This is a genomic window from Hallella faecis, assembly GCF_018789675.1.
GTDB lineage: Bacteria > Bacteroidota > Bacteroidia > Bacteroidales > Bacteroidaceae > Prevotella > Prevotella faecis.
In genome coordinates, this window is record NZ_JAHKBE010000023.1 from 25,357 (window position 1) to 44,546 (window position 19,190).

The 19,190-nt window shown below is 56.1% G+C and carries 7 protein-coding genes; all 7 read right to left on the reverse strand.

Annotated elements, in window-relative coordinates; all coding sequences use genetic code 11:
* Positions 1 to 50 precede the first annotated feature (50 nt).
* Positions 51 to 986 carry a helix-turn-helix transcriptional regulator gene (locus KM934_RS06975; protein ID WP_215759902.1) on the reverse strand — a complete coding sequence of 312 codons (936 nt, stop codon included), beginning with the start codon at positions 984 to 986 and terminating at the stop codon, positions 51 to 53.
* Positions 987 to 1,898: 912 nt separating this feature from the next.
* A complete protein-coding gene (locus tag KM934_RS06980; protein WP_215759903.1) occupies positions 1,899 to 4,088 on the reverse strand; it encodes a hypothetical protein in 2,190 nt (729 codons plus the stop codon).
* A 67-nt stretch (positions 4,089 to 4,155) separates the two neighbouring features.
* Entirely contained in the window at positions 4,156 to 4,860 is a 705-nt protein-coding gene (locus KM934_RS06985; RefSeq protein WP_215759904.1) for an Ig-like domain-containing protein, read from the reverse strand.
* 40 nt (positions 4,861 to 4,900) lie between these two features.
* Positions 4,901 to 7,168 carry a fibronectin type III domain-containing protein gene (locus tag KM934_RS06990; protein ID WP_215759905.1) on the reverse strand — a complete coding sequence of 756 codons (2,268 nt, stop codon included), beginning with the start codon at positions 7,166 to 7,168 and terminating at the stop codon, positions 4,901 to 4,903.
* A 51-nt stretch (positions 7,169 to 7,219) separates the two neighbouring features.
* Positions 7,220 to 15,838 (reverse strand): hypothetical protein, encoded by an 8,619-nt coding sequence (locus KM934_RS06995; protein ID WP_215759906.1) that lies wholly within the window; start codon positions 15,836 to 15,838, stop codon positions 7,220 to 7,222.
* Positions 15,839 to 15,887: 49 nt separating this feature from the next.
* Positions 15,888 to 17,627, reverse strand: coding sequence for a hypothetical protein (locus KM934_RS07000; RefSeq protein ID WP_215759907.1), 1,740 nt, complete (start codon positions 17,625 to 17,627; stop codon positions 15,888 to 15,890).
* A 126-nt stretch (positions 17,628 to 17,753) separates the two neighbouring features.
* On the reverse strand, positions 17,754 to 19,190 hold a 1,437-nt coding region (locus tag KM934_RS07005), incomplete at its 5' end, for a T9SS type A sorting domain-containing protein (protein WP_215759908.1).

A 19,190-nucleotide genomic window follows, 5' to 3' on the forward strand; every position in this document is an offset into this window, starting at 1 on the left:
CCACGACAATCATTTTAAAATAATTTTCGAGTAATGGCGGTTGCTTGCGGTTATTTGTTCCTTTCAGCCATGACACGCTCCACGTCGGAGCGTAGAAGCAGGTTCTTCACGCCGACCTTTATCTTTTCGATGTGCCTAACCTTGACGATATGGCAGATGTTGGCTGAGGAAAGTCCGTAAATCTGCCGGACCTGTTCCACGGTGTAATAACGCTCGTCGTTCACAAGGTCGGTTCTGCGGAGTTCGTCCAGATGGGACTTGGAGTAATAGGTGCGGCCGTATTCTCTTTTGGTCGGTATCCTGTGCCGGTAGGCGTATGCCCGGAGTGCGGCAGGCTTCATGCCGAACTGCTCTTCCGCTTCTTCGGTCAGGAGCCAGTCGGTGATACTGTCCATATCAACAGCCGTACCGAAGAACTCGTCAACATGCTTCTTGCTGTAATAGTTCTTTCCAGCGATACGGCAGATGGAAATGCGATTGCGTTTGGCGGTGGTATAGAGCCATGACTGTTTGATCTTATAAAGGGACATCACCTCTTCACCGGAATAGAAGTCCGGCACTTCATCGGTTACCTTTTCCCTTTTTTCTTTTTTCGCCGGGAAGGAAGATGAAGCGGATTTTTTCGGTGTGGAAGTGCTGCCGGGCAGGATGCGGTGGTAGGGATTGCTCTCCAGCATCCGCTCGATGTCGGCTCTGCGGATGAATGCCATGCGGTTGCTGATGCGTGAGGCTTTCAGCTTGCCCATGGCTACAAGTTTATAGATGTACTGTCGGGAACAGCCCATGAGTATGGCTGCTTTGGAAAAGGTGAGATACTCCTGATGCTGTATCTCCATGATTGGCCGGACGGCTTTGAAGAGGTTGTTCTTCTGTGTCATTCTGGCTCGCCGGGCTTCCGCCTGACAAGCCTCGCTGCAATACCTTTGCATTCCGCTGCGGGTTACAAAGGACTTGCCGCAAAAACTGCATTTTCGGGTTGCTTTCATACTGCTTTATCGTTTACTGGTTCATTTCTTCAATCCTATATTCCTGAAGTGGTGAACGGATGTAAACGGCAGTCAACGGTTGTCGCCTTTCTACACGATGTGACCGTCACTGAATGTCGGGGCGGATATTGTCGCTTGTCGTAAACGGTTGTAAACCCTTGTCAACTGTCTGCACGGTGTGACAAAAAACAAGCCCCGCAAATTCTCCACGTCAGAAATACGTCTCAAAAATATGTGGAAATTTGGGAAGCATCAAAAAGCAGCCGAAAAGTGTTAATTTTTAGAATGTACTGATAATTAAATGTTTATGTTTGGATATTTCTGATTGTTTTTGGTTGTTCTACGCTTCTAAATACATAATTTGAAATCTAATGACCGATTGGGGGTTACGCTTCTCAAAATACGCAACAATCTATACATCAATCTACACGTTTGTTTTCCACGACGCAAAGATTTGCCGCAAATACGCGATTCTCAGCGGGTTTTTGTAACAGATTGGCGGTCAGCGGGTTGCATGGTTGGCGCAATGTTCGGCTGATAATTTTGGGTGTTTGGCGTTGCGAAAGATGCCTTTTCGCTACGCCAAAGATGCCCATCGGCAAGACGAAACCTTCCCAATCGAGGCACGGTTAGCCATCTTTCGCAACTCGATACATGCCCAACGGCAACCGCTACGCTCATTTTAGCAGCGCCCATCCCGCAAAAACGGTGTTTCCGCGCGCTGGTTCGCGCAAAATCCCGACACAACTTCTTAGCAATATTATCCAACAATCTGCTGCGCCAACCCACCATCCTTCCAGCCTCACCCAACAAGGCATAGGTGCCGTAAACCCCACAGAGGGCCACCAAAACCCCGCTACGGCACAAACCGTAGCGGGGCAATGTAACAACGGACGACCGATGAGCCCAGCTTTACTCTTCGCGATCCATATAGTCGTCAATCCTATTTACCTCATCGGCCAATTCATCAGACACAGCGTCATAACCGAAGTCGGGCATCAACTGAATGCGCTTCACATAATTCGGATTGACAGTCTTGTCAAAGTCTTTATTGGTCGACATGAAGTCCTCGTATATACCTACAGCCACCTCTACGGTAAACTTCATGGGCAGGTTACACATGAAATAGGTCGACACAAACCCATAGGGCTTATCATGCAACAAGGTGAAATATCGGGTGGTAAGGAGTTTGCCCCACTCATCATAGAGCTTCACACGCATTCCCTTGCGATAATAGTTCTTCGTGCCACTATACTCCCATTCGGTCAAGAAGCCATACTCGTAGTACTCATACGTCTCTCTGCCCATATTTTGGGTAACCCGCTTCACCCGGGCACCCTCCACAGGCTTGTGGAGCTTATACTCATCGATGTTCAACATTCGCTTCTTATCGTGCTCCACCACGGTCACCAAAGCGCTCCAGTCTTCGCTCTCGTCAAAGTTTTCCACATCAAACTTGATGGGGTACCTCTTGTTTTTCTCCAAGTTCATTCCAGGAGCCAGGTTCACCATCTTCACGATAGCGGTGCCTTTCCTGATGAGCAGGCACAGGTCGGAGAAGTGGTTGGGCTCTATCTTCTCGCGCCCTGCCCTTTGGAACACCACGTGTCCCTCGAACCTCGTGGCGTTGCTTGTGCCACTCGACACGGGTGCCACCGACATTTCCTTGATTGTGGGGAAATAGTATTCGGTCTTGGTGGGGAGCTTGTCCTTCAGCAGGGATATGTTTCCAAACACGCTTCCCACTCCGGGTATGAGTTTCACCACGGTCGGCACCTTGTCGTTGATGCCATAAGCGTTGAACATGCTGGTCACTATAGCCACATTCTGCACCTTAAAGATTTCCAGGCCAACGCTGCGCTTGGTGACATCGTTGCCGGCCGTAAACTCATAGAAGCTATAGGGAAGCTTAATGCTGTTAGGGTTCTGCCATTCGCGCTTCGAGCACTTGAAGTTCTCGGCAAACGCATCCTCCACGCTGACTGTTGCACCCAGGCCACCGTCGAAAAGCGAGACGCCGAAAGCCGACACAAACGACAGATTTAAGCCAAAGGTGAAGTTCACCTTGTCGAAGGTTCGTTTTCCGGTATGGGTGTCGGTCGAACTGGTTGTGAACTGGCTATCCCTAAACTTCAGATAGGGCAAGGTCTCATAGCTCCGCTTACCCACCTCCATGCCGAAGATCAACTCTCCCTTATCAGTCCAGGTCCTATCTATGTGGTCGAATCCCATTTCGCTCTCCAGTTGGAACGACGAACCGATCGACAACACTAAAGGAATAATGTCGACGCTCATGGAGGGAATAGGAATGCATGGCGGGCGCTCCACCGAGAACGGTCCCAGCAAACTGGTGTTGAGGGTGCCTGTTCCAGAGAGATTGATGGTTTGCTCCAGCGTAACGACATAATCTTTCTTCAACCAGAAGTCGATGCCGTCGCCGCTGTCGTCGTAGTGGGCGTCGCAGTAAACCCTCAGGCGGGCCTTAAACTCATGGTTCTTCTTGAAATTGCCGGTCCACACATAAGGTGTGGTTATCGGTGGCAGATTCTTGCTGTCGGCAGCATACCCAATGGTAAAGGTCTTGTCGAGAACAGGTGTGCCTGAGGGGCGGCCACGCGTAAGATACTGCTTGGCCAACGACTCGTCGGGGAGGCGGGTCCTCAGGTCGAACTTCAGCACCTTGAACACACGCTTGGTGCCGACGCTCTTACCGATACACTTATACTGGTCGCCCTCCTTGAACACGCTCTCGGCCTCGATGGCGATGCCAGCAAACAGCGAGTCGGCGGCATGGTACACCACCTCGCCCGTCTGGGGCAGCAACTCCTTGGGCATGCTGGTGCTGAAACTCACAAGCGAGTCTTTGATCTCAGCGATGTAGCCCTTGTAGTTGTCGTGGTTGAGCCATATCACATCCTCGTTAAACTGATACTGGGCATTGAGCGTCGAGCTTTTCACGTGGCGTGGCGCCGTGAATCCGTCGCCGTTGTTCTCTATGCCATCGTCGTCGGCCGTCGGCTCATCGACCAGCGAGTCGAAGGAGAGTGAGCACGAGGCCAGCAAGCCCACAAGGAGCAGGAGAAGGTAATGCAGTCGTTTCATATTGTCGTTGTTGTGTGTGGGTTAATGAATGGTGAAGGGTGAGGGGCTAACGATGGATAGCGACGCGTCAGTCGATCCTCAAGCTGACGAGGTTCGACAGGGTGCCGTGGCTCTGTCCGTCGAACTCCACCTCATAATCGAACTCATAGAGCTTGAACGTGGAGCGGTCGATGGCTCGAAACTTGATGGTTTCGCCCAGCACCACGTCGCGGCGGCCACTAATGCGAAACACATAGTAGGGGATTCCCTTCCACTCCTGACGCACAGGCACGCCACGCAACTCGCCCGCCACAAAAGCTCCCACGAGCAGCATGTCGCTGGGCTGGCGTCCGTGCACGCTGATGTCGGCATACACCACCGTCTCGTTCATATACTCACCTTTCTGGTCGCGCCACGGGCCCACGACCCTCACCAGGCAGGTGTCGGCCACGGTGGCGTCGACCACCGACCGCGCCACCACCTTGCACACGCCGGCCTTGAGGGCCAAGAGCGAGTCGCCGGTCACCGTGGCGATGGAGTCGGCGTCGCTCTCCCACTCCACGCCCACGTCGCCCGAGACGGCTGGCATCACGAAGGCTATGAGGCGGCATGTGTCGCCGGCAAGAATGTCGATGGTGTCGCGATAGAGCACCATGGTGGGCTTTTGTTGAGAGTCATCCTCTTCGTAGGTGTAGAAGTCGCCACATGAGCACAGGGCTGCGGCTGTGAGCAGCAAGCACGCCGCGACACGTGCCAGGCTCAGCGATGACGAGGATAGATGTTGTAGCTTCATATCGACAAGATGTGAGTGGTTTGGAGATAGGGATTGTAGCTTATTGTTTCGTGGGCGCTGTCACCGTCACGATGTTCGAGGGGTTGCTGGAGCGTCCGTCGGAATAGAGAAGCACCACATAGTAGTCGGCGCTCTCGCCTGCCGACAACACACGGTCGGAGTGCATCAGATCGTTGAGGTCCTCTGAGATGAGATACTCGAAGGTGTCGCTGCCCGGCTTGCGGACATACACGCCCCAATAGCGCTCGCCTTCGGGCTGCTGGCCGTGGCAGTCCCACGAGAGGCGGGTGCGCCCGGCCTTGGCGTCGTAGCGTCCGATGAGCTTCAGCGTCACGTCGACGGCGGTGTTGCGGTCGTTCATGGCCGACACCACAAGGCTCGGGCCGGAGCTGATGCCGGTGGAGTTGAACGACTCCACGACATACTCGTAGCGGCGCTGGTTGTTGAACGGTGGGTTGTCGTCGACGCACATGCGGTAATCGTTGGCGGCCATCTGATCGGCTTCGTAAGAGGCGATGAGCTCCCAGTCGGCCTGGCCCTCCAGTCGGCGATACACGTTGTGGAGGATGATGGCCTTGTCGGCGCCCACTATCCAGCAGAGGTGTATGCCGGCGGTGTCGACCACGAGGGTGTCGAGGTGCGCAGGCGTGGGCGGCAGCAAGTGGGGGCGCTCCACCTGCAACATGGCGGTGTAACGGCCGATGTTGGAGGCGTAGTCGGTGGCGCGCACACGGTAGTAGATGTACTTTTGGTTGACATCGACGGCCACCGAGTCGGTGAACGTGGTGTCGCGCATCTGCTGCGGCGAGATGATCATGAACTCATGCGTCGAGTCGTTGGCGGCCGCCACCTCGTAGAAGGCTATGTCGCCACGGTCTTGCGGTGCGGGCGACCACGACAGGTGGATGCGGCCGTTGGGCTCCACGGAGGCCTTGAAGTTGAGGGGAGGCTCGGGAGCCTTCTTGTCCTCAATGCGCAGCTGCACGGGCATGGAGTAGCCCATGTTGCCGGCGGTGTCGACGGCGGCAATGGTGAGCATGCCCGTTGCCAAGCCCGTCACGTCGACGGTAAGCACCGTGTCGTGCGGATTATACATCGTTTCGGTGAGGCGCTTCCATTGCTTGCCGGTGTAGCGCTCGTTGTAGTAAAGGGGCATCAGGCCGATGCAGTCGTCCTCAACATAGGGCTTCTCTACCTCGATGTGGGCGGTGATGGTCTGCAGGGAGTCGGGGTTGCCATCGCGGTCGATGAGGATGCGGCGAACGACGGGTGCCGTCGGGGCGTCGAGGTCGCCCACACGCACCTTATGGGTGGTGGAGCTGACGAGCAGGTCGCCGAAGGCATCGTAGGCCAGCACGCGATACTCGTACACGCCGGGCTTCTCCACCACGTCGGCATAGCGGCTGGTGTTCTCCTGTGTAAGCCCCAAGTCGAGTGCTGAGGTGTAGGGGCGCTTCGTGAGGCGCTGCCACTCCGTCTCGCCCTCCAGGCGACGCTCCACCTCGAAGGCCGAGTTGACGGCGTCTTCCCAGCGAAGCAACACGTTCAGGGCCTTGCCCACCGAGTCGCTGTAAGCGGGGGTGTAGGTCATCGGCTTATACTTGGTGCAGGTAACCTCCACCTGTCCGGGCGCGATGGGCAGACGGCCGTGCGGATCGCGCTTGGCGGGCTGCAGGATATACTCGTAGCGCACGCCGGGCTTCACATCGCGGTCCACATAGCGCAGACCGATGGCTTGCGCCACGTCGGGACGCCATTCGCTCACCATCTCGGCGAAGGCAAACTTGGTTTGCTGATCGTCGTAAACCTCGAGCATGCCACCCACCTCGCCGTAGGGCTCGCGCGTCTGGCCTGGCATCACCTCGCCCTTGCCATAGAGCATGCCCACGGCCACGAAGGCCAGTGAGTCGCTCTCGGGATAGCGGGCACGCAACTGCTCAAGCGTCTGCGGGCGTATGCCCTTGGCAATGAGGTCGTCGTGGTATTGGCCGCTCTTGTCGGTGTAGATGCGATAGAGGTTGTAGCCCACCTGGTTGAGGTAGTTCCACGTCACGAAGTCCTCGGGCGCCCAGCGCAGCACGATGCTGTCGCCGTAGCAGCGCGCCAGCAGGTTGATGGCTGCGGGCTTCGCCTTCACGGGCGTGGCATGGGCCGAATCGGGCTTCAGCACGAAGATGCTACTGTCCTTCAGGCTATCGGTCACCTCGGCCGACGACCTGTTGGCGCGACCGGGCGCAAGGATGGCCGATGCCGACACCGCCATAAGGAGCGATGCCAGAAGTGTTGCTATGACCTTGTGTCTTTTCATAATCCGTTGTTTTTTATGTTTACTTTGATGTTAGTGGATAGGATATTCTCGTCATCTGACGCGTTTACGCCGGGTGGGCGTGGAGGTCGTGGTCGAAGAACCGGTGGCCGCCTTCCGTACTGGCGTGGTGGTCGTAGATTTCTTCGTCGGCGTATTCGTGGTGTTAGACGTTGCGCCACCCCTCGACGTGCTGCCCGACGTTGAGCTCGAACTGCTGGTGCCGGTCGACGTGCCCGTTATGGTGCCGGTCGGCACGCGCCTCAGGGGTCGCTCTGTTTCCACTTTCGATGTAGAGGTGGTGTCGGCCGTCTCGGTGTTGATCGGTCCCGACTCACGGTTCTGCTTCGTAGCGTCGGCGCGCTCAATGTCGCCCCTCGTCAGGGTGCCAACCTTCTCCACCGTAGTGGGCGGCGTAGGTGTGGTAGTGGCAGGCTTCCTGATCGGAGCCTCGTCGGTCTTGGGAGCCGACTCTATCAAGTTGTGATTCTTATCATACTTGTTGCCAGCCTCATCGACCCAGTTGCCATCAGCGTCAAGCTTGTGGGTCTTAAGCCAGTCTAACGCTTTCTCCTGTTCCATTTCCTTCCTGAACTGCTCAGGCGTCTTGGCGTTGTTCATCTGCAGGTCTTGCTTCGATGTGGTCTTCGAGCCAACAGGCTGTTGGGTTGTTCCAGTTCCTTGCGTTGTGCCACCGCTTCCCGTCGACGGAGTTGCTATCGTCAAGCCACCATCGTTGGGGAATCGGTTGAGGTCGGCCACAGTGGTCGGCACAAAGCCCTCTGGCTTGTCGTCGAAGGCCGAGCGCAACAAGATGTTCACCACAGGAGCGTTGTAGGTCATGACACTCTTATAGCGTCCCTTCGTCATGTCGTACAGGTCGGGGATGGCCACATACTCGCCGCTATTGAGGTCGAACGTGTTGACACGGTATGCCTGCACCTTCACGTAGTTAATGCCCTTCAGCGCCTTGGCATAATCGAACGGGCGGTAATCGGCAGACGTCTCGTCGGCGAGCGCTGTCCACACCTTCTTCTGATTGTCCTGGGCGAATCGGTCGACCAGTTCCTTCGACTGTCCCTCAAACTCGAAGATGTCGTTCGGATCGAGCAGGTACGTGGTGAGCGCCATCTGATAGAACGGCACCGACGCCTTGGCGTAATTTCTGACGAACGAGAAGCTTGTAGAAGCAACGAAGCTGCTGTCTCGCTTATCGGTCTGCACGTTCATGTATAAGCCGTTGCGCTCTTCCAGATAATTGGAAACGAGATTCTTCAGCTTTCCCTTTTGCTTAAACAGGCTGTTCGCACGGGTCATCTCGCTCTGCAAGCGGTCGCTGACTCGTCTTGCGAGACCATACACATCCGTGATGTTGCGTAAAGCCTCTGAAGACAAGCGGGCAAATCGCTCGTGTAGCATTCCAACATTAACGCCACCCATACGGAAGTTGCCCACGAGGGCCACATCCTCCTCAGGTTTGTCCAACTCGCGAACGGGGAAGTAGTCGCGCTCAGGACAGTAAACCAGGGTGTTGAAGAGATCCTTGGCGCCTTGGAACACATTGCGTGAACCATTACGGCCAAGCAAGCCGGCATACAAGCCGCCGTTACCCACTGCCAACAACGACTCGGTGGTGGTTACACCGATGTTGTACTTCAACAGCTGGGCTCTCCAACCGCCTACCAAAGCGTAGTTGCTCAACCAACTGAGGTAGAAGAAGGGGTCGCGCTGGATCCAGTAACCGTTGACATCATTGACGAGCATCGCCGAATAGTCGGTGTGGTTGGGGAAATAGTCGTACTTACGGGTATTCACCTCGTAGTCGATGAGGCGCGACGTGACGAACGGCTTCTCATACTGCGTCGTATAACCACCGAGGTCTTCGCCGCCCTGCCATGAGGATGACGTTATGGTGAGGGGCAGGTATGCCAGGTTGATGGTGTCGACAACCTCGTAAGGAATCTCCTCTTCGGCCGTAAACTTCTTAGTGGTGTACATGTTGGCATTGCTTGCCAGGCCGTCGAGGATCTTACGGATCTCGTTATCGACCAAACCACGCGACTTCCACTGCTTATAGAAAGTCTCCGCCAATTGCTTTCGGTTCTTGTCAATAGCCGTATTGCTACCGGATGGCGACGTGGCACCAACCTTCGATGATGTGCCGCCAACCTTCTGACCGTTCACGGTGCTGCCCGCACCCTTCGCCCCGCTCGTGCCTGTCATGCCGGCCGTTGCCCTTGAGGGAGGCAACGAGCTCGACGAGCTGCCCGAAGAGGAGACGCCTTGAGCGCTCATATACTGCCTGATGTCGGGTACCAACTCCCTCCAAACGTTGATGGCCTGCTGGGTAGGCATGGCGCCTCCATTGGCCTTCGTGAGCAACAGGGTGAACGAGGTTGGAGACGTCTTTTCCTTCTCCACCATTTCTTTCCTCGTCATAGTCCTCGTGGTAATGTAGTCGAGGCTCAGGTCGACGTCGACATTATATCTGCCATTCGACACATCGCTAAGGCCGTCCTCCGGGGCAATGATGTTGCAACTAACCACCTTCTTCTTCGAAGCGGGAAGTATCGAGGTCATCGTCTTCACCACAGCGTCCTTGGTGGTGTAAAGTCGGCGTCCGTCCTTCTTGTCGTACACATACTGTCGCCATATCATCTTGTCGCCTGGCTTCTTAAACTTGAACTCGCGCGTCAGGGCGATGTTCGGGAAGATCAGGTCGTACGAGTGGGCGTAGATGCGCTCCACCTTATTGTTTGACGACTCTGCCGACCCAGCGTCCTCAACATCCACGTCAAACTTAAGCTTGTTGTGCTGCGACGGATAAGCCAGCGCCACATAATCCTCAAGGTTGAAGTCCTCAGAGAGTGGATCGAAATCGTCGAAGCCCTGATCAGTGGTGCGGAAGTAGTAATACTTGGCCTGCTCCCATGGGGTGTAGTTGGCCTTGTAAGGAGTCGATGTGGTGTCAACGGTCCAAGGATCCACCTCCATACCAGCCTCAATCTGCTTGGCGCATCCCACAACCTTCAGTGCATAGAAGCGGTTGGGCCTCAACATGCGCACGTCGAGAAGGTGCTGCGAGGTGGTCTCCGCGCCACGGTAGTAAGATATTGTCTCCACAAACTCGGGCTTTCTGTGCAGCGAGTCGGCAAAGGCTTTAGCTGAGTCGGTGTACGAATAAAGATACGCCACATACTTGCCGTCCTTCATATCCTTGTTGCGGAAGATGAACGTACGCGAAGCCAGTGCGGCAATATCCTCGCTGACAATGCCGTTCTTCTCAAGACGGGCACGCTCGTTCTCATCAATCAGGCGATAGTGCTGGTTGAGGTTGGCGTTGGTCTTGATGGTAGGACGTCTGCCCAGCTCGGGCGCGATGCGTGCGCTATAGGCCCATCCCTCACGACGGCGCTCGCTACCAATGCTCATCTCGCTCCACATGTCGAAGTTGTCGAGCGGATTGCCGTAGAACATATCGCACACCTCGCCACACTCGAACGAGAAGCTTCGGTTGACGTTCACCAGTCCACCCAAGAGTTTCAGCTTGATGCGGGCCTTACCCACCGCGTAGTTGGGGTTAGGAAGTGCGCATCGGAACATTCCGCCAATGCCGGCGTCGAGCAGGTTGAATGAGTTGTTGTAGAAGCCCAAACGGATGTGGAGCTTCAGTACAGCGTAAAGGTACGCGCACATCTGACCCTCGGCATACCAGCCATTGTGGCCGGGCTTTGCTCCCTTACCGTGGTTGAGGTTGGTACACCAGCCGCCACTGAGGTTGCGCAGCGACAGGTCGAAGCCTGCCTGCACACCCATGTCGGCGGAGATGAGTCCGAGGTCGAACTTGATGAATCCGAACACCTGCGCTCCCACCATCACGCCACCTTTCACGTTTCCGGTGATGCCTGTCACACCATTGCGGCGCGCCTTATCGGCCTCGCCTCTTGACGCCGACTTCACACCTTCCTTGCTTCCTCCGTTGAGGAACTCGCTGATCTCGGCGGGAATGGGTGGCAGCTGGCCGTTGCCTGGCAACTCATTGCCGAAGCATACGTAGACGTTGGCGCCCACCTTCACCTTCACGATCTTGGCGTCGAAGTCGATGAACGTTATCTTGCATCGTTTCTCGTAGTCGGGCTCGCCGATGTAAACATGCCACTTGGGCGTGCTGAGATTCTGGCTGTTGGCACGGAACGTTATCTTGAAGTCAAACGTTATCGTTGACTCCATGGCCTTCAACGATCCCTTCGGCTTTTCGGTATCGGTGTCCTTGGCTTCCAACGACTCGCTCTCCGTGGGCTTGTCGGTCTTGCCTGAAAGACCGTTGAGACCTGCCTTCATGTCCTTCTCATACTTCTCAAACTGATTGTTGAGTTCCTGCAAGTCTTTGGTCAGATCGTCGAGCTTCTTCGCAAGCTCCTTAAACTCAGACGATCCGGTCTCAAAGGTCACATTGAGCTGGAAGTACTTGTCCACATCGTCGCAGAAGTAGATGATGCTGGCCTTACTCTTCACCAGTCCACCAGCGCCCGATATGCTTCCGTTGAGCAAGAATGCCGACAGATATCCGTCTTTATCCTCGGTTGCTTTCTGATAGATTACCGTCATGTCGAAATCGCCACTCATGGTTGATTCGGAGATGGCCGACAGGCTCAGGCCCGCGATGATACCGATGGTGCCGTAAGAGGGAACCGGCGCATCCTTCGTATTCGACAGGTCGACCTTCGAGCCCTTGCCTCCTCCACGCTTACAGTTGAAGAAGAGGCCGAACTTCACGCCGGTAATCTTCACAGGATCCATGCCCACGCCTGTCTTCGAGTCGAGCTCGCCATAGAAGTAACCCCAAGTAAACTTATCGCCTTCCTTGGGATCCTCGGCGCCACTGTCGTGCTCAAAGCATCCTCCGTCGACCGTTACCTTGAAGAGGTCGCCGGGCATCGTCACGGTGAGGTTGCCACCGAGACCGGTGTCCTCGCCGCTGGTTCGGATATCAAACCTACCATCGAGCTTCACCACACCGAAGTTGGCACCGATGGATATCTCATCGAGCTCCCAACCATCGTACTTCAGGTCGAGGTCTTCGATGTTGACCTTGGCGTTGATGGCGAAGCCTGTGCCGGCATCGAACACGCCGTCGACAATCGACAACGATCCCTTGAGGTAGAGACCCACCGTATGGGCCGCCATATCGCTGCGGAACTGATAGTCGTCGAACTTAAACTTGAACGGGCCCAGTTTCTTCTCGATAGACGCCAGCGACCACTGTCCGGCGCTGAAGTAGCAATCCTGGCCCACTTGCATCTCCTTCCACTTGTTGAACTCGATCTTCGAATCCGTGGGCACAAAGGCCGCCTTACGATCTTCCTCCACCTTCGCTATCGACGACTGCCATGCCTCGCGGCCCTCAGGCTTATAGGCGAAGTTGGCAATGCGCATGCCTACGAAGTGGATGTCGGGCAGCTTGGGAGAGATTTTCTCCTTGCCGTTGATGCTGAGCACACCACCGAAGCAGAGCTCCACATGAGTCTCGGTCTTTCCATCGTCTTGATCCTCGGCCTCGAGCAGGAAGTAGGTCTGCGACTTGGTTATCTTGGCCTTGGCGAGGAAGAAGTCGAGGGCCAACTCGTCGGTTCTCGGCTCCACCTTGAACACATAGGTGTAGCCGTTCTTATTCTTGCTGCCCTTGAGCGTCCTCTGGTTGTAGATGTCGCACCGGTAGTCGATGTTCTTCTCGTCCTTGTCTTTGCTTCCGAGCAATGGCACACCAATGCCACCGCTGAAGTTGCAGCCATCGAACGAGTTCTGCACAATATTGAGCTCCATCTTCTTGATGGAGAATCCCCAACCGCCGACCTTACCTGTCACGGCGTCGAAGATGTTGTTCAGGTTGGCCTGCAGCGAAGCACCGCTCTTGTCGAAGAACATGTTGTCCACGCTTGCCTCCAAGCGCTTCTCCTTATCGGCGCTTCCAAACGCGAGGGCCTTCGGGAAGCGGATGCCTACCTTCTTGATATAAAGTCCTTGCCACGTCTCGATCTTGTTGGCGGTGAGCACCTTCGACCTATCGTAGGTCTTGGGGAACGATCCCATTCCGCTTGCGTTCGTCGAGGACGAGTGGTCGTAGATCATTTCGCCGGGCATGAAGGTCCAACCGGGCAGGTCGTCGGCCTCAAACGAGTCCATCTTGACGCTGGTCTTCCAGTCGCTCCAATCGCGCACACCAAACTTGATGTACACCTTCGGAAGTTCGGAGGTGACATCGCCTGCGTCGGTAACCTTCTTGAGCTTGGGGATGGCCATCTCTATGTCGACCATGAAGGCCGAGAGCGTGTCGGCGCCCCAACTGATGTAGCAACCGTCCTCGGGCGCCTGGCCGTTGTTGGTGACGGTGATGTCGCTCGGCGACTTAAACGTGAACTCAAACTGCGAGTCTTGCTCGGTCAGCGTAAAGTCGGAGAGCAGGCAGATGGCTCCGCTCTCTGGCAACAGGCGGTCGGGACTGATGCAAAGATGCGGCGCACCCAGCACAAGCACCTCGTTCTTGACATGGCTGCTCTTGGGCATCATGAACGTGCCCATGAGGTCCATCGAAGCCCATGTGGGGGTGAACGTTACGTTGACGATCTGCAAATCGACAGGCACCTTACCCATGTCGTCGGGCAACTTGATGGGGAGGCACACGTTATCGAGCTTGCCCTCCTTCACAAAGTCCTTGGCATCGTGGTACCACTTGTAATAGTTGCCTATGCCCATCTTCTTGGCAAACTCGCGTCCGCGCTTCGAGGCCTCCTTCTGCAACTTGTCGGCAAAGGGCAGGCGGGTGTCGCTCACGAGGTTGTCGAGGCCCCACTCAGAGAACAGCTGGTCGACCTGCTCACCGTTGTGCCCGTAATAGTTGTCGTCCTTGCGGCCACGCACGATACCCGAGTAAACGATGTCGTCGGTGTTGATACACAGCGAGTCGAACTCCACGGCCACCATGACCTTCAAGCCCAAGGGTCGCCACTCCACGCGGCCCCGTCCCTTGAAGCCCTGCTTGCTCTTCGCGAGTTCGTCGAGGGTGAGCTGGTACTGGCCAATGCCCACCACCTTGCCCTTGAGGTCGGAAGCCGACTTGTTGGTTGGGGTGGTGTTTTCGATGGTGACCTGCGAAGAGCATTGGAAGAACTTCTTGCTGATGCGGTCGCTCAGGGCAAAGTCGCGCACATTGAGCGAGTCGTCGATGAATGCCACCGACTGCACGTTGAGCGCCTTGGGCTTGACACGCAGCAACAGGTAGTCGCCGATGCTCACATCGCCATTGATCTGCTCCCACGAGATGCTGTCTTGCAGTTCCTCGGTGGTGTGGCGATATACGGGTTCCTGCTTGAAGTTTTCCTCATAGCTCAACGACGGGTCGCCGCGAAACAGCTCCACGTCGTAACTGAAGCGCACGCTGTCTTGCCGCGCACCGCTTCCGCCCACAAACCACACGCGCTTCCACTCCACGAAGATGTCGTCGCTGACAAACACCTTGCGCGCACCGGCGTCTTCGCTGAAAGCCGGCGAGAGAATCTCCGGGTTGCGGAAGTTGTAAAGCGAGTCGGTGAGCGCACCTTCCTTTTCCTTGAATCCGAACTTCAACACCAAGCTGTCCTCAGGCTCGTCGCTGGTTTCGGGCTTCTGCTCTTCGGTAGGTGTGGGTGGCGCGGGAACATCGTCGGCCTGCAACCTGAACACCATGAGGTCGCTCTTGCCCTCATTGGCCACGAGCGTGAAGTTCATGTTGTTGGAGGTAACCTGCGTGCGCTGCTTGGCCGTTACGCGAGCCGCATAGGTGCAACTCTTGTCCATCATGCGTATCACGTTCTGCGGAATGACGGCCGTTGCCGACGTCAGGTTGTCTTTTTTATAGAGCACATGGGTCTCGTGGGCCCAGGCGTCCTCGGGATCCTGGTCGGGGCCCACCTCCACCACCTTAAAGTCGTAGTTGAAGTGTACGGGCCGCGCGCCTCCCAGCATCGACTCGGTCCATGCGAACATAGGGTTGATGGGGTTGAGTTTGGCCACCCCCTGCAACGACTCGAGCGTAGTGCCCATGGGACGCATGGGCGTCACAAACTTAGGCGCGTCGACCTTATAGCGCACCGAGAACTGGCATGAGTTCTTGCCATTGGTGGCCACGGCGCTCTCGCCATTGAGCTGAATGTCGGTTGTTCCGTCGACGTTCCACTTATACACGTTGAGCTGCAAGCGGTAGTCGCCCTCCTCGAGCAGACCAAACTGCCCACTCTCGAAGCCACTCGAATAGTCGAGCCTCGTAACGATGTCGGATGCGTTGAGATGGTTGAACATCTGTCGCATCTCGGTGAGGTTGAGCTGTCGCGTCTCGTTGGAAGCGAGGGCCACGGTAGGCATCTTGGGCATGCGGTTGCCAGGCACAATCACCAGCGGGTCGGTGGTGTTGGGCATCTTGGCGAGCGTCATACCGAAATAGATGAAGGCCTGCTTCGACGTGGTGTTGGTAACCGTCACATTGAAGTAGGCTCCCGGGTTGCTTACATACGCGCCCAACTGGGGAGGAAGCACGGGCTGCACCGGATTGATGTTGACGATGATATCGTCGGTCGCCAGCGCCATGAGTGTGTTCATGAGCAGCAGTAGCGAGGTGAGGCAGTATCGCAGTGTCTTCATATCGTGTAGTGTTTTGTTAGCTTATGGTATCATTATTATATAAGGTGGCTCAGTTCTTCGCCCGCTTCTCGGCACGCTCGGCGTTCCTCTTGAGTTCGAGCAGCGTGAAGGTGTAGTTGTAGTTGAAGCTGAGGGTGATGTCGGTGGCGTTGAGGTCGTCGTGGGTCTTCGACGGGTTGACATCGCCATACTTATACATGCCGGCGGTGAACGAGAACAGATGCACCTTCTTCAGCGAGTAGCTGGCCGCCATGTCGAAGCCCACCGAGAGGCTCTTCGACAGCCTTTCCACCTCGTTGTAGCACATCGACACGGTGGCCGACAGGTTGAGGTTCTTCTCCTTGAGGAACGATCGGCTGGTGGTGATCGACGCCACATCGCTGGTGTAGCGCGTTCCCGACCCCCTGGTGTTCTGGTGGCTGATGGAGGCTATGAAGTCGGTTTCCCAGGGTTTCACCCCGAGGTCGTAGGTGGCTCCGATAGCCAGCGACGTGTAGTCGCCCACGCCTGTTGCAAACCGGTTGAGGTCCTTGTTGCGCGACCAGCTCGTTGAGACCGAGGCGGTGTGGGCCAGGAGGTCGTTCTCGGTGGTGAACGTTGGCGTTACCGACACCGAGTGCATGATGCGTTTCACCTGTGTGCTGTCGTTCACGCGCTCCGTTCCGTCGGCCTGCGTAGTGAGATACCCGCTGTAGGCCGCCGAGAGGTTGAAGTGCTCGCCGAAGCGCGTGCTGGCGTTGGCCGAGTAGACATAACCGCGCGTGGTGTACAACTGGCGGTTGGTAAGGTTGTCTTCCTGTCCTGAGAACGTGGCCGAGAGCGCCACCTTCTTAAAGAGATAGGTGCCCATGGTCAGTCCGAGGCTGTGGTAGTTGTTGGCGAGATAATTGGTGCCGAGCGTCAGGTAGTCGGGCTGCACCATGCGGTAGAACACCGACGTGTTGAACGTTGGCGAGTTGAAGTTGACGCTCACGTCGCCTGCGAAACGTGCGAGCGAGGTGTAGCGTGTGTCGAATATCTTGTCGAAACGCTTGGTTTCGGATGTGGTCACTTTATCGGCGCGCCTGTCGGTTGAGAAAGCCGACATGGCGACGTTGGCCGAGAACGAGAAGTAGCGCCTGAAGGCGTAGCTGCCTTTCAGGGCAAACGACAGGTTCTCCTGTGGCGTGATGCGGTCGCGCCACACCTCATCGACCGTGTTCAGGCGGTCGTAGGCGCGCAGCAGGTAGAGGTCGATGGCTCCGCGCGCATTGTTGTACCCCACGTTGAAGCCCCATCCCACACGCTGGTACTGCGGGTTGCGCGGCGACGGGTCGTCGGGGTTGTCGTTGATGGCATTGCGGAAGGTTCCGTAGAACACGCTCGAATGGAACGTCTTTCCGCGGTATTCCAGTCCTACGCCGTTGAACGACATGTTCATTATGTAGGGACTGTAGTTGAGCGTTGTGCGCCCAATGTATCCGCGCCAGTTCTTATAGCGCGGGTTAATCTTGAAGTTGATGTGTGGATAGTTGAAGTCGAGGTTGTTGTTCGAATAATAGAACGAGAACGGCATGCTGAACCCATACAGGCTCACATTGAGGTTCAGGTAGAACATGTTGCTCATGGGCGAAGCGTAGCTCGAACCTGCCGACGAATGGAAATAGGTGTTACGCGTACCTACCGAGCCGGTGATGATCAGGGGATCGCGCTTGGCTATCTCCGAGATGGTCTGTGCTTGCACGCCGCCGTTATACATAAAGAGGGCTGCCACAGCCGTAAGTATGGTTTTGTGTAGGGGGCTATTCATCGCTTCGCTTCTTTGGGTGAGTAATATATGAATGGTTGTAATGGAAGAGGGGTTACACTTTCGTGTGGTGGCAAAGGGGTAAACGAGGTGGGGATGTTACGCCCCACCCTGTTTACCCATTGCTTATCATTTCATGATCTTCTTCGTAATGGTCTTTCCGTCGGTGGTCTTCACCTTCACGATGTAGACGCCCGAAGGCAGACTGCTGAGGTCGGTCTGGTTGCGCAGCACCACGGCTCCCGTGGTGTTGACCACGGCGGTCGAGGCTACGCTCATGCCCTGGATCGAGAGCTGTCCGTCGATCACGGCAATGCCCGAACGGTCGAGAAGGGTCTGGTCGATGGCGGTCGACTCGCCCAAGGTCATCTTCACGGGTCGCTTCATGGTGCCTGCCATGTCGGCGAACGGCATCTGCTCGTTCACCATGCGCATCTCGCCTGTCAGCTCGTCATAGAGGCGGAACGAGATGGTCTCGCCCTTGTCGGCGTGTACGGTGATGAAGCACTTGCCGCCTACCATGCGTCCCTCGCCACGGCACTCGTCGCCCACGAAGGCTCCCACCGAGTAGTTGTCGGTGCCATAGCGGCTGCCGAGGTCGGCAATGATGGTCATGTTGTCGGCGAACGGTGCGCTGTTGTAGGTCCACACGCTGCTCTTAACGTATGCCGACTTGGCATACTCCCTATCGGTAGGCTGGTCGAACTCGCTGTCGCTCGCATAGCTAATAAGCTTCGTCTCGCCTGAGGCGTTGTAGTACATATAGCCCTGACCGAAACGCAGATACTCGAGCGTGCCTTCCCATCCGTTGGCGGTGTAAGTGGCAAAGCCTTCGTTCTTCGAAACGATGCGGTCGCCCTCGGAGAATTTCTCCTTGTTAAAATACTGATCCATCGTAAGGTCAAACTGGCTGTTGTAAGAAAGCCAGTTCCACTGGGGCCGGTACTCTGCCTCGCCATTGATGTCGGCAGCATAGCTATCCGACGGCAGCACGAAGCTAACGTATCCGGGCTCCTCACCGATCTTCACCTTGTAGCAGGTTCGTTCAACGAGGTTGGTCAACGTTCCAAAGTAGCCATACTTGGGGTCGTTGTACATAAGGTCGTTCTCGCTGCGGATCTCCTCAACGGCCTCATCGAAATAGCCATGCATCGCATCCTCGCTCATGTTGCCCAGGAAGGTGTTCCAGCTCCATCCTGCCTTCTGATCGAAGGGCTGGCCAACGGTAAACGACGCGCTGCCCATCACGATCTTGCCATAAACCACCCGGATCGTTCCATGACCCATCGACTTCGGCAAGAGCGTCCAGGTCTGTCCGTCTTCGCTTGCACGCTGGATGGTGGCAATGGTCCACGTGTCGGGGCATCCATCGGGGAACTGTGCATTCCAATCCACCTGGACCTGAACGTCCTTAGGCTCGTAAGGAGCGGTGGCGGGATTGGGAGTAATCTCCACAGTGGCCTGTCGGCCCAAGGTGGGCGGATCCACCACATTAATCGTGAAGCCCTTGAGGGCGCACCCGACAAACCCTGTGGAGTGCTGTGCAGATGCTAACCCAAAAACTAT